Origin of the sequence: Rhodococcus sp. NPDC057529, from assembly GCF_042802055.1 — a bacterium.
Taxonomy (GTDB): Bacteria; Actinomycetota; Actinomycetes; order Mycobacteriales; family Mycobacteriaceae; genus Rhodococcus_F.
Genome location: NZ_JBHVEY010000028.1, coordinates 15439 through 28714 on the forward strand (window position 1 = coordinate 15439; position 13276 = coordinate 28714).

The 13276-nt window shown below is 68.9% G+C and carries 9 protein-coding genes; 2 read left to right on the forward strand and 7 right to left on the reverse strand.

Annotation, left to right across the window (positions count from 1 at the left end; translation table 11 throughout):
• Positions 1–143 precede the first annotated feature (143 nt).
• From rho to argS, 6 genes are all read right to left on the reverse strand, one after another.
• Complete coding sequence (gene rho / locus ACFU5V_RS36615; protein WP_378705561.1) at positions 144–2216, reverse strand: transcription termination factor Rho; 2073 nt, start codon at positions 2214–2216, stop codon at positions 144–146.
• Positions 2217–2544: 328 nt separating this feature from the next.
• Positions 2545–3489 carry a homoserine kinase gene (thrB, locus tag ACFU5V_RS36620; protein ID WP_378438448.1) on the reverse strand — a complete coding sequence of 315 codons (945 nt, stop codon included), beginning with the start codon at positions 3487–3489 and terminating at the stop codon, positions 2545–2547.
• Positions 3490–3533: 44 nt separating this feature from the next.
• Entirely contained in the window at positions 3534–4616 is a 1083-nt protein-coding gene (thrC, locus tag ACFU5V_RS36625) for a threonine synthase (RefSeq protein WP_072946109.1), read from the reverse strand.
• Positions 4613–5926, reverse strand: a complete 1314-nt coding sequence (locus ACFU5V_RS36630; protein WP_276141416.1) for a homoserine dehydrogenase — start codon at positions 5924–5926, stop codon at positions 4613–4615. Before ACFU5V_RS36630 ends, thrC begins: the two co-directional genes overlap by 4 nt.
• On the reverse strand, positions 5923–7344 hold the full coding sequence (gene lysA / locus ACFU5V_RS36635; RefSeq protein WP_378705564.1) for a diaminopimelate decarboxylase: 1422 nt from the start codon (positions 7342–7344) through the stop codon (positions 5923–5925). Before lysA ends, ACFU5V_RS36630 begins: the two co-directional genes overlap by 4 nt.
• Positions 7341–8993 (reverse strand): arginine--tRNA ligase, encoded by a 1653-nt coding sequence (argS, locus tag ACFU5V_RS36640; protein ID WP_378705567.1) that lies wholly within the window; start codon positions 8991–8993, stop codon positions 7341–7343. The genes lysA and argS overlap by 4 nt, the downstream gene beginning before the upstream one ends.
• Before the next feature lie 207 nt (positions 8994–9200).
• On the opposite strand from argS, the gene ACFU5V_RS36645 reads away from it, so the two are divergent.
• Together ACFU5V_RS36645 and ACFU5V_RS36650 are read left to right on the forward strand one after the other, a co-directional pair.
• Complete coding sequence (locus tag ACFU5V_RS36645; RefSeq protein ID WP_378438455.1) at positions 9201–10121, forward strand: DUF3105 domain-containing protein; 921 nt, start codon at positions 9201–9203, stop codon at positions 10119–10121.
• Entirely contained in the window at positions 10114–10848 is a 735-nt protein-coding gene (locus tag ACFU5V_RS36650) for a DUF305 domain-containing protein (protein ID WP_378705570.1), read from the forward strand. Before ACFU5V_RS36645 ends, ACFU5V_RS36650 begins: the two co-directional genes overlap by 8 nt.
• Before the next feature lie 9 nt (positions 10849–10857).
• Here the strand turns inward: ACFU5V_RS36650 and ACFU5V_RS36655 are convergent, their stop codons facing one another.
• Positions 10858–13260: a phosphoketolase gene (locus tag ACFU5V_RS36655; RefSeq protein ID WP_378705573.1), complete on the reverse strand. Its 2403-nt coding sequence runs from the start codon at positions 13258–13260 to the stop codon at positions 10858–10860.
• Positions 13261–13276: the final 16 nt, after the last annotated feature.

Sequence of the window (13276 nt, forward strand, 5' to 3'; positions counted from 1 at the left end):
TGGTCGCGGAACCGCACCAGCTCCTTCTATACCCGCTCGCCGACCCGCTTTTCGACCACCCGCTGCGTCCAGCCGCGCGCGCCGCCCTGCACCCCCTCCCCCCCCCCCCCCCACCTCCCCCCCCCCCCGCTACGGGTCGATGATCAGTCGTCGATCGCGCCCGGAGCAGTCTTCGACACCTGCATGAGGAATTCGAGGTTGCTCTTGCTCTTCTTGAGCCGGTCGATCAGCAGATCGATGGCCTGGTGCGAATCGAGTCCCGAGAGCACGCGCCGGAGCTTGTGCAGCACCGCGGCCTCGTCCGGGCTGAGCAGCAGCTCGTCCTTGCGGGTGCCGGAGGGGTTCACGTCCACGGCCGGGAACACGCGACGTTCCGCGATCTTGCGGTCGAGCTTCAGCTCGGCGTTACCGGTGCCCTTGAACTCCTCGAAGATCACGGTGTCGCCGGTGGAACCGGTCTCGACCATGGCCGTCGCGATGATCGTGAGCGAACCGCCGTTCTCGATGTTGCGCGCAGCACCGAGGAAACGCTTCGGCGGGTACAGCGCGGTCGAGTCGACACCACCGGAGAGGATGCGTCCCGACGCCGGTGACGAGTTGTTGTACGCGCGGCCGAGGCGGGTGATCGAGTCGAGCAGGACGACGACGTCCTTACCCGCCTCCACCAGGCGCTTCGCACGCTCGATGGCGAGCTCGGCGACCGAGGTGTGGTCTCCCGGCGGGCGGTCGAAGGTCGAGGAGATGACCTCGCCCTTCACCGAACGCTGCATGTCGGTGACCTCTTCGGGACGCTCGTCGACCAGCACGACCATGAGGTAGCACTCGGGGTTGTTGGTCGCGATGGCGTTCGCGATGGCCTGCAGAACGCTGGTCTTACCGGCCTTCGGCGGGCTCACGATCAGCGCACGCTGTCCCTTGCCGATCGGCATCACCAGGTCGATGACACGCGTCGTCAGGATGTTCGGCGTCGTCTCCAGACGCAGCCGCTGATTCGGGTACAGCGGGGTGAGCTTGCCGAACTCGGGGCGCTTCTTGGCCGCTTCGACGTCGCCGCCGTTGACGGTGTCGATGCGGACCAGCGGGTTGAACTTCTGCCGCTGATTGCCCTGGTCACCCTCGCGTCCCACCCGGACTGCGCCGGTGATGGCATCGCCGCGACGGAGGCCGTTCTTGCGGATCAGGTTCATCGACACGTAGACGTCGTTCGGTCCGGCCAGGTAGCCGGAGGTCCGCACGAACGCGTAGTTGTCGAGGACGTCCAGGATGCCCGCGACCGGCTGCAGGACGTCGTCCTCGCGGATCTCGGTCTCGCGGGCGTCACCGCCGCCGCCTTCGCCGCGGTCGCGTCCACGACGACGTTCGCGGAAGCGACGTCCGCGGCGTCCGCGACCGCCTTCCTCGTCGTCGCCGGGACGGTTGTCGTTGGTGCGCGGGCCGTTGCCGCCCTGGCCGCGGTCGCCACGGTTGTCGCGGTCACCGCGGTCACCGCGGTCACTACGGTCACCGCGGTCGCCCCGGTCACCGCGGGTATCGCCACGGTCGCCGCCGCGCTCACGTCGGTTGCGGTCGCCGCCCTGCTCGCCGGAGCCGTCCTGCTTGGCCGGCTTCTCGGCCGAATCCTGACGGTCTTCGGCCTGCTTGCGCTCGGCCTGCTGAGTGTCGGTGGCAGTCGCCGAGGCGGTGTCCTGAGCGTTGCCGCCCTGGTCACCCTGCTCGGGAGCGCCTGCCCGACGCGCGGATCCGCGGCGCTGGCGGCCACGACGTCCACCTTCGGCGGTGTCGGTGTCGCCGGTTGCGCCGTCGCCCGTCGCGGGTTCGGCCGTCTTGGGCTCGGCGGCCTTCTCTGCGGGCTCCGCCTGCGGAGTCACTTCGAGTTCGGTTTGCGCGGACTGTTCGCGCTTTGCACGCGTTGCCCGGGTCCGGGGAGCGGTGTCGGTCGCGGCAGCGGCCGGGGCCGCAGAACCGCCCTGACGCTCCTTGATCGCGGCGATCAGGTCGCCCTTGCGCATCCCCGAAATGCCCTTGATGCCCAGCTCACCTGCGAGAGAGCGGAGCTCGGTGAGCACCATTCCGGACAGCCCGGCACCTCGGCGCGCGTCGGCGCGCTTTGTGGAGGCCGTCACTGATGACGCCTGTGAAGAGTCGCCTGCCTGCGCGCCAACGGTATCCACCGAGGAGGCGCGCACAGGAGCGGCGATGAGGTCCGTATCGGTCACGGAGGTCCTTTCCTTCCCTCACTCGCGCTGCGCAGAGTCGAGGGTTCGTCCCGTAATTCGGTTTCGAATACCGAATTCGGATGTGCCGTACGTAGTTGCATGTGAAGAACTGCCGGCTTGCCCGCCATCACATCACCCTTGAAACAGGCGCGTACTCGCAATCCCTACACGACAGATAGTGCGGAGGATCGTGCCAGGAGCCGTCAACCCCGATTGACCTGGAGTAATTGCCCTGGTGAAGCACCGGCGTCTGATGCGCACGATGTACGGACATTGCCCAGGATAGCTGTGAACGCCCGTAGGGGCAAGGAGACGCCCCTACGGCGTGTCAGCTGGTCCTGACGCCGTCGGCGACGTCCAGTTCGAGAACCTGCAACCCCTCGGCCTCGGCCTGCGCTCGAAGATCCACGGGGAAAGGCTCCGTGGTCAATGCCAGGACGGTCGGTCCGGCTCCGGAGACGGTGGCGGCGATACCCGCCTTGCGGAGGACGGCGATCCATCGCGTCGTCAGCGGAAGCGCCGGAGCGCGCTGCGTCTGATGCAGCCGGTCCTCGGTGGCCGACATGAGAAGGTCGGGACGCTCTGTGAGCGCCACCACAGCGAGGGCCCCACGGCTGACGTTGAACGCGGCATCCCGGTGGGGAACCGTCTCCGGCAACAGACCCCGCGTGTGGGCCGTCGACGACCGCTCCCCCGGAACCAGCGCGACGACCCGGATCGCGGGGTGCACCTTCAGCGCGACGGCCGAGTAGATGTCGGTGGCCGCGGGGGCTCCGTCGGCCTGCTCGCCCGCGCAACTCCACGACACGACGGCGCCGCCGAGCACGCTCGCCGACGCGTTGTCGGGGTGCCCTTCGAATTCGGACGACAGCTGGACGAGCTGATCGAGCGACAGCCCGAGTTCGGGGTCGAGCTTGATCGCCAGGCCGTTGGCGGCCGCGAGTCCCCCCACGACGGCGGAGGCGGAGGACCCCAGACCCCGGGAATGGGGTATCACGTTGCGGCACACCACATCCAGGCCGTCGGCCCACACTCCGGCCGATTCCAGGCCGCGTTCGATCGCCCGGACCACGAGATGGGACGGACCCCACGGCACGTCGTCGGCCCCCTCGCCCTCGACCCGGATGTTCAGCCCCGAAGCCGTGGTGGTCACGGTGATCTCGTCGTACAGTCCGAGCGCGATGCCCAGCGTGTCGAAACCCGGGCCGAGGTTGGCGCTCGACGCAGGCACGCGGGCGGTCACGGTGAGGCCCGCGGGGAGGGTCTGTGTCATGGTGGCGGTCTGGTCCTGCGGCGTGGTGGGCGTGGGCGCCCCCACTACGCCAGCTCGAGGGCCGAGGCGACAGCGACAGGGTCGACCGGGATCGGTTGGACCTCAGGCATACCGGCCAGCGCCGTGTCGGGGTCCTTGAGGCCGTTACCGGTGACCGTGCAGACGACGGTCAGCCCGGAGTCCAGCCAGCCCTCCTTGCGCGCGGCGAGCAGGCCCGCGACGCTCGCGGCCGACGCGGGTTCGACGAACACCCCTTCCGTCCTGGCGATCAGCCGGTACGCCTCGAGGATCTCGTCGTCGGTGGCCGCCCGGAAGGCGCCGTGCGACTCTTCCTTGGCGGTGACCGCACCGTTCCAGGATGCCGGCGAGCCGATGCGGATGGCGGTCGCGATGGTCTCCGGGTCCTTCACCGGCGCACCGTGGACGAGCGGCGCCGCGCCCGCGGCCTGAACGCCGAGCATGCGGGGCTTCACGCTGGTGAGCCCGTCCGCGTAGTACTCGGAGTACCCGCGCCAGTAGGCGGTGATGTTTCCGGCGTTGCCGACCGGCAGGGCGTGCACGTCGGGGGCCTTGCCGAGGGCGTCGCAGATCTCGAACGCCGCGGTCTTCTGACCCTCGATGCGGACCGGGTTGACCGAGTTCACGAGCCCGATCGTGGGGAACTCCGCGGTGGTCTTGCGGGCCAGTTCGAGACAGTCGTCGAAGTTGCCCTGCACCTGGATGATCCGCGCGCCGTGCATGACGGCCTGCGCGAGCTTGCCCATCGCGATCTTGCCCTGCGGCACCAGCACGGCGCAGGTCATCTTCGCCTTGGCGGCGTACGCGGCGGCGGAGGCGGACGTGTTACCCGTGGACGCGCACAGGACGGCCTGCTGACCGCGGGCCAGCGCATCGGTGACGGCCATCGTCATGCCGCGGTCCTTGAACGAACCGGTGGGGTTGAGCCCTTCGACCTTCAGGTAGACGTCACAACCGGTGATCTCCGACAGGTGCCCGGCGGGCAGCAGCGGGGTGCCGCCCTCGCGCAGGGTGACCGTCTTCCAGTTCGGTCCGATGGCGAGGCGGTCGCGGTAAGCCTCGATCAGCCCCGGCCAGGGGGTGTGAACGGGGTTACGGGTGCCGGTCATTGTTCGGTGCCTTCCAGTCGCAGCACGCTGGTCACAGCGGTGACGAATTCGAGTTTGCTCAGGGCCTCAACGGTTTCCGACAGGGCGGAATCCGTCGCGACGTGGGTCACGACGACGAGGCGTGCGCCGTCGCCGGCGCCTTCCTGCCGCACGGTGGAGATGCTGACGCCGTGCTGCGAGAATTCGGCCGCCACCGCCGACAGGACCCCGGCCTTGTCCGCCACCTGCATGTTGACGTAGTAGCGCGTGGGGATGTCGCCGATCGGCGCGATCTTCAGCTTGGCGTACTTGGACTCGCGGGGTCCGCGGCCGCCGTTCACCTTGTTGCGCGCGGCCATCACCAGGTCGCCCATCACGGCCGACGCGGTGGGTGCACCGCCGGCGCCCTGACCGTAGAACATCAGGCGCCCGGCGTTCTCCGCCTCGACGACGACGGCGTTGAACGCGCCGTTGACCGAGGCCAGCGGGTGCTCCAGCGGCACGAGAGCCGGGTAGACCCGCGCGGAGATCCGTTCCTTGCCCTCGGGGGTCGTGATCCGCTCGCAGATGGACAGTAGCTTGATCGTGCAGTCGAGTGCGCGTGCCGACGTCAGGTCTGCGGCGGTGATCTTGGAGATCCCCTCGCGATACACGTCGGCGGCGGTGACCCGGGTGTGGAACGCGATCGACGCGAGGATGGCCGCCTTGGCCGCGGCGTCGTAGCCCTCCACGTCGGCGGTCGGATCGGCCTCGGCGTATCCCAGGCGTCCGGCCTCGGCGAGGGTCGCGGCGTAGTCCGCGCCGGTCTCGTCCATCGCCGACAGGATGAAGTTGGTGGTCCCGTTCACGATTCCGGCGACCTTGTTCACCCGGTCGCCGGCCAGCGACTGGATGAGCGGGCGGATCACGGGGATCGCACCGGCCACGGCCGCCTCGAAGTAGAGGTCGACATTGTGCAGTTCCGCGGCCTCGGCCAGTTCACCGGTGTGATCGGCGAGGAGCGCCTTGTTGGCGGTGACGACGGACTTGCCGGAGTTCAGCGCCGAGAGAATCAGCTTGCGGGGCAGATCCATGCCCCCGATCACCTCGACGACCAGGTCGACGTCGTCGCGGGCCACGAGGGACTCCGCGTCGGTGGTCTGCAACTCCTCGGGAATTCCGCGGTCCTTGCCGGGGCGGCGGACGGCCACTCCACGCAGTTCCAGCGGGGCGCCGACGCGAGCCTCGAGGTCTTCGCTGTGCTCCTGCAGGATGCGCACGACCTCGCTCCCGACGTTGCCGAGGCCGAGGACGGCCACACCGATAGCGCGATGCGCCGATTCGCTCGTCACTCTTGTACCTCCAAGCTCAACAGGTCTTCCACGGTTTCCCTCCGCAGGATCACGCGCGACTGTCCGTCGCGCACCGCCACCACGGCAGGGCGGGCGAGCAGGTTGTACCTGCTCGACATCGAATAGCAGTATGCACCGGTGGCCGCGACGGCGAGCAAGTCGCCGGCGTCGATGTCCTCGGGCATCCAGGTGTCGCGGATCACGATGTCACCGGATTCGCAGTGCTTGCCGACGACGCGGGACACCACCGGCGCCGCGTCGCTGACCCGCGAGACCAGTTTGGCCTCGTACTCCGCCTGGTACAGCGCGGTGCGGATGTTGTCGCTCATACCGCCGTCGACGCTGACGTACCGGCGGGTCAGGTTGCTGCCGACGGTGACGTCCTTGATGGTGCCGACCTCGTACAGCGTCACCGTTCCGGGTCCGGCGATCGCGCGGCCGGGTTCGACGGCGAGCGTCGGCTCCGGCAGACCGGCGAGCGCCGACTCGTGGCGCACGATGTCGCCGAGTTTGGCGGCGAGCTGGTCGACCGGCGGCGGGTCGTCGGTGGGGACGTACGAGATTCCCATGCCGCCGCCGAGGTCGATGATCGAGATCTGGGCAGTCTTCTCGACGCCGAACTCCGCGACGACGTCCCGCAGGAGCCCGATCACACGGTGCGCCGCCACCTCGAAGCCGTCGACGTCGAAGATCTGGGAGCCGATGTGGCTGTGGAGACCGACGAGGCGCAGGTTGTCGGCGGCGAAGACCCGCCGGACCGCGTCGATCGCCTTGCCGCCGGCGAGCGAGAACCCGAACTTCTGATCCTCGTGGGCGGTGGAGATGAACTCGTGGGTGTGCGCCTCGACTCCGACCGTCACGCGGATCAGGACGTCCTGCACCACACCGGCTTCGGCGGCCACCTTGTCGAGGCGGTCGATCTCGGTGGCGGAGTCGAGCACGATGTGCCCGACCCGGGCCGACACGGCGGCGGTCAGCTCGGCGACCGATTTGTTGTTGCCGTGCATGGCAATTCGCTCCGCCGGGAATCCGGCGTGCAGCGCGACCGCGAGTTCGCCGCCCGACGCGACGTCCAGGGACAGGCCCTCGTCGGCGACCCAGCGGGCGATCTCGCCGCACAGGAACGCCTTGGATGCGTAGTGCACCTTGGCCGTCGGCCCGAAGGCGCGGGCCATGTCGCGGCAGCGGGACCGGAAGTCGTCCTCGTCGACGACGAACAGTGGGGTGCCGTACTTCTCGGCCAGTTCGGTGACCGGGATGCCCGCGAGGCTCACCACTCCGTCCGCGGCGCGGCGGGCGTTGCGAGGCCACACCTCCGGAGAGAGCGCGGCGAATGCGGCGGCGCCGGCGGGACGTTCGGGCAGACCGGGCGCGTGCAGTTGCTCGGCGTGCTTCGGACCGGCGGGGTGCGCGTTCACATCTGCTCCGGTGCGCTGACGCCGAGCAGGGCGAGTCCGTTGGCCAGAACCTGACGGGACGCGTCGCACAGCGCCAGTCGCGCAAGGTGCAGCGGGCCAACCTCTTCGTCGCCCTGGGGCAGGATGCGGCAGGCACCGTAGAACCGGTGGTAGGCGCCGGCCAATTCCTCGAGATAACGCGCAATGCGGTGCGGCTCACGCAGATTCGCAGCACTGGTTACGACCCGCGGGTACTCGCCGAGGGTGCGGATCAGATCGCCCTCCTGCTCCGAGGTCAGCAGCGAGAAGTCGGGATCGGTGACGGCGATACCGAGGTCGGCGGCATTGCGGGCGATGGCCGACAGCCGGGCGTGCGCGTACTGCACGTAGTACACCGGGTTCTCGTTGCCGGTGCTCGTCCACAGTTCGAGATCGATGTCGATGCTCGAATCCACCGACGACCGGATCATGGCGTACCGCGACGCGTCGACGCCGATCGCCTCGACCAGGTCGTCCAGGGTGATGACGGTGCCGGCACGCTTGCTCATCTTCACGGCGACACCGTCGCGGACCAGGTTCACCATCTGGCCGATGAGCACCTCGACGGTGTCGGGGTCGTCGCCGAACGCGGCCGCGGCCGCCTTGAGCCGGCCGATGTACCCGTGGTGGTCCGCACCGAGCATGTAGATGCACAGGTCGAAGCCGCGGGAGCGCTTGTCCTGGAAGTAGGCGATGTCACCGGCGATGTACGCCGCGTTGCCGTCGCTCTTGATGACGACCCGGTCCTTGTCGTCGCCGAAGTCGGTGCTCTTGAGCCACCAGGCGCCGTCCTCCTGGAAGAGGTTGCCGGAATCCTTCAGCGTCTCGACGGCCTTCTCCACCGCGCCGGACTCGAACAGCGAGTTCTCGTGGAAGTAGACGTCGAAGTCGACGCCGAACTCGTGCAGGGTGCGCTTGATGTGCGCGAACATCAGGTCGACGCCGATGGCGCGGAAGACCTCCTGCTGCTCCCCTGCGGGCAGGTCCAGCACGTCGGGGCGCTGCTGCTGCACCGAGGTGGCGATGTCGGCGATGTAGGCGCCCGCGTATCCGTCCTCGGGGGCGGGTTCGCCCTTGGCGGCGGCGATCAGCGAGCGGGAGAACCGGTCGATCTGGGCGCCGTGGTCGTTGAAGTAGTACTCGCGGGTGACCGCCGCGCCCTGGGTGGACAGGATCCGGCCCAGCGCGTCGCCCACCGCGGCCCAGCGGGTTCCACCGAGGTGGATGGGGCCGGTGGGGTTCGCGGAGACGAACTCGAGGTTGATCTTCTTGCCGTCGAGCGTGTGGCCGGACCCGAACGCCGTCCCCGCCTCGAGGATCTTCGCGACGATCGCGCCCTGCGCGTCGGCGGCCAGGCGGATGTTGAGGAAGCCCGGGCCCGCGATGTCGGCGCTGTCGATGCCCGCGGCCGCGGTCAACGCGTCGGCGAGCCAGCCGGCCAGCTCACGCGGATTGGTACCGACCTTCTTGGCCACCTGCATCGCGACGTTGGTGGCGTAGTCGCCGTGCTCGGGATTGCGCGGACGCTCGACCGTGAGAGTTTCGGGAAGCACGGACACGTCGAGTCCGCGTTCGGCGAGCACTTTCGCGGCGGTTCCGCGGAGCAGTTCGGCAAGGTCAGCTGGAGTCACAGGTATCTATCCTATGGCCAACGCGTCCCGAGCGGTGATCCGGCTTCCCGCGAGTCCCGGCGACCGCCGGCGAGCGTGGGCCCGGCCACTCTCCCAGGTTGCGCTCAGGGTGGGTAAGTACAGTGGGATCGCCCTGAGTCCCGGCTCTCAGCTCCCGGTCGCCGGGGGTCGAGCGCCCGTAACCCACTCACCGAAAGATCACAATCGATGCCAAGCGGTTCGGAAAGTCGCGGTCCCGATAAGAACTCGGGCGCGAAGTCGGCGAAGGCCATCAAGGCCGCCAAGAAGAAGAGCGGCGGCGCGAAAAACAAGGGCGGCGCGTCCGCTCCGCGGAACATCCCGTGGTTGACGATCGGCGCCGGAGCGGCCGTTCTCGCGCTCGTGGCGGTCCTCGCGATCAATCTGATTCCCAAGTATCAGGCCAAGGAAGAGGCCGCGAAGTACGCGCCGAGCGCCGAGAACCCCGACCCGTCGGTCAACATCGACGGCGTCGTGAAGGTCGATTACCCGGCAGGCATCCACATCCAGCCGACGCAGCGCGTCGCGTACGACCAGTCGCCGCCGTTCGGCGGCCCGCACGACGCCATCTGGGCGACGTGCACCGGAACGGTCTACCCGAACGCGATCCGCACCGAGAACGCGGTGCACTCACTCGAACACGGCGCCGTGTGGATCGCCTACAACCCGGACGAGCTGTCCGCCGACCAGGTCGAGACACTGAAGGACAAGGTGGACGGCGAGACGTACACGCTGCTGTCGCCGTACCCGGGCCTCGACAGCCCCGTTTCCGTGCAGTCGTGGGGCCACCAGCTGAAGGTGGACAGCGTCGACGACGAGCGCATCGACCAGTTCGTCACCGCGCTGCGGATCAACAAGAACACGTACCCCGAGGTCGGCGCGAGCTGCTCGTCCATCCCGGGCTCCGGTTTCGACCCGGACAACCCGCCGCCGTTCGATCCGTCCACACCGGGCGCGGACGCGGTGCCGATGGACGGTGGCGGAATCAGCCCGGACCAGTCGGAGTCCGGCGGCGCGGGGGCGCAGCTGCCGAGCGGCATGCAGCTCCCGTCCGACCTGCAGCTGCCGTCCGATCTGCAGCAGGCCCCGGCCGAGGGCGGCAATGGCTAGTTCTGCCGAACCCGGGCACGGACCCGAGACCGATTCCGTCGACGAGGCGGCCCCGGCCCGGCCCAGTCAGCGCACAGCGCTGCTGGTCATCGGACTGATCGGCGCCATCGCGCTCGGATTCGCGCTCGGGTTCCTCGCCCGGCTTCCGCTCGAGGACTCCGGCACCCCGGTTCCCGAGGCCGGTTCCGTCGATGTCGGATTCGCGCAGGACATGAGCGTGCATCACAGCCAGGCGGTGGAGATGTCGGCAATTGCGCTGGCCAATGCCACCGACCCGGCGGTCCGCAGCCTCGCGTACGACATCCTCACCACGCAGCAGAACCAGCTCGGACAGATGCAGGGCTGGCTCGCGCTGTGGGATCAGCCGGCGCTGCCGTCCGGCGGCTACATGGGCTGGATGGGATCGGAGCACTCGGACGGTCACACACACGGGACCGCCGAGAACTCGCACATGGGGTCGATGTCGAAGATGCCCGGCATGGCGTCGTCGGAGGACATGGCCGCGTTGCGTCAGGCCACCGGCCCGGCCGTCGACGTCCTGTACCTCCAGCTGATGCTGCGGCACCACCAGGGCGGGCTCCCGATGATGGAGTACGCGGCCCAGCACGCGTCGGAGGACGCGGTCCGCAGCCTCGCGCAGACGATGGTGGACACCCAGCAGAGCGAGGCGACGGTGATGACGAACATGCTCACCGCGAAGGGCGCCGCTCCCCTGCCTATGAACTGACGTCCGGCGTCACGACCACGTCCAGTCGCGCACCTCGGGCATGTCCTCGAGGTGCGCGACGACGTATTCGCCGTGCCGTTCGAGTTGCCGGAGGCAGAAGTCGGCCAACTCCGTGGCACCGGCCGGTTCGCGCCGCGTGCGGCGCAGCGCGGCGAGGGCGAGGTGGTAGCGGCTCATCCTGTTGAGCACGACCATGTCGAACGGTGTGGTCGTGGTGCCCTGTTCGCTGAAGCCGCGGACGTGGAAGCGGTCCGGTGCGGGACGTCCGTGCATCAACTCGTGGATGGCGCGCGAGTACCCGTGGAACGCGAACACCACGTGGGTGTCCGCGGTGAAGAGGTCGAGGAACGTGCGCGCGTCGAATCCGTGCGGGTGTTCGGTGGGTGTGAGCAGCCCCATCAGGTCGACGACGTTGACCACCCGGGTGACCAGTTCCGGGGTGTGTTCGCGCAGCAACTGCGCGGCGGCGAGAATCTCCTGAGTCGGGACGTCTCCGGCGGCGGCGAGGACGACGTCCGGTTCGGTGCCCGCAGAAGACTCCGTTCCGGCCCACTCCCACACCGACGCCCCCGCAGCGCAGTGCGCGTGCGCCTCCGCGAGGGTCAGGTACTGCAGGTGCGGCTGCTTGTCGACCACGACGAGGTTGACGTGATCGGTGCTGCGGAGGCAGTGGTCGGCGATCGAGAGCAGGGTGTTCGAGTCCGGTGGGAGCCACACCCGGACCACGTCCGGTGCGAGCGGGATGACGGCGTCGATCATGCCGGGCCCCTGGTGACTGAAACCGTTGTGGTCGTTGCGCCAGCAGGTGCTGGTGAGCAGGACGTTCAGCGAGGCCACCGGCGCCCGCCACGGCAGATCCACCGCATGCTGCAGCCACTTGGTGTGCTGGACGAGCATCGACACGCTCACCATCGCGAAGGCCTCGTAGCTCGCGAACAGTCCGTGCCGTCCCGACAGCAGGTACCCCTCCAGCCAGCCCTCGCAGAGGTGCTCGCTGAGCACCTCCATCACCCGGCCACGGGCCGACAGTCCGTCGTCGTAGTCGGTGACCGGAAGTTGCCAGCACCGGTCGGTCACCTCGAAGACGGCGCCCAACCGGTTGCTGGACGTTTCGTCCGGGCAGAACAGCCGGAAGTATCCACCGCCGTCGGGCGTGGTGGTAGCGGTGTACAGGTCGCGGAGCAGTTCCCCGAGCACCCGGGTGGTCTCGTGGTGGGTGGTGCCGGGTTCCTCGATGGGGAGCGCGTACTTCTCCAGGGGCGGCACGGGAAGATTCGCGCGCAGGCGGCCGCCGTTCGCGTACGGCGACGAACCCATCCTCTTGTCGCCCTGCGGCGCCAACCGCACGAGGTCCGGCACGAGTGCGCCGGACGAGTCGAACAGTTCGTCCGGGCGGTACGACCGCATCCACTCCTCGAGCTGACGCAAATGGGCCTCGTCGGTCCGGACCCCCGACAGCGGAACCTGGTGCGCCCGGTGCGTGCCCTCGACGAGCACGCCGTCGACGGTGCGCGGACCGGTCCAGCCCTTGGGGGTCCGCAGCACGATCGCCGGCCACCGGGCGGCGCTGCGCCTGCCTGCCCGTGCCTCCCGCCGAAGGTCCGCGATCGCGGTGTGGGCGTCGGTCAGCGCGCGATGCAGCGCGGGGAACACCTGCCGCGGGTCGTCGCCGGAGACGACGACCGGCGCCCACCCCTGACCGCCGAGGAACGCTTCGAGGTCGGCGTCGCTGCTGCGGCCGTGGACGGTAGGCCCGGCGATCTTCGCACCGTTGACGTGCAGGATCGGCAACACTGCACCGTCGCGTTCCGGATTGAGGAATGCGGGCAGTTTCCACGACGCCGACAGCGGTCCCGTCTCCGCCTCTCCGTCTCCGATCACACACGCCACCAACAGATTCGGATGGTCGAAAGCCGCCCCGGCGGCGTGTGCGAGCGCGTAGCCGAGTTCGCCTCCCTCGTGGATGCTGCCCGGAGTCTGCACGCTGACATGACTCGGGATGCCGCCCGGCGTCGAGAACTGCCTGCAGAGCCGGTGGATACCCGCGGCGTCGCGGGACACGCCCGGATACACCTCCGAGTACGTTCCCTCCAGGTACGTGGCGGCGACGAGCGCCGGACCACCGTGACCGGGACCGGTCACGTAGAGGCAGTCGGTGTCGGTCCGGCGGATGAGACGGTTCAGCAGGGCGTAGACCATCGACAGCCCCGGACTCGTTCCCCAGTGCCCGAGCAACCGCGGTTTGATGTGCTCCGGGCGCAACGGCTCCCGCAGAAGCGTGTTGTCCTGCAGGTAGATCTGCGCGACCGTCAGATAGTTGGCCGCCGCCCACCACCGCAGGTCCGACTCGAGGTCGGCATCGGAATAGTGCCCGTCGGAATCCTGCGATCCCGGCTGCCGTACATCGGTCATCCTCGACCCCTCCCCG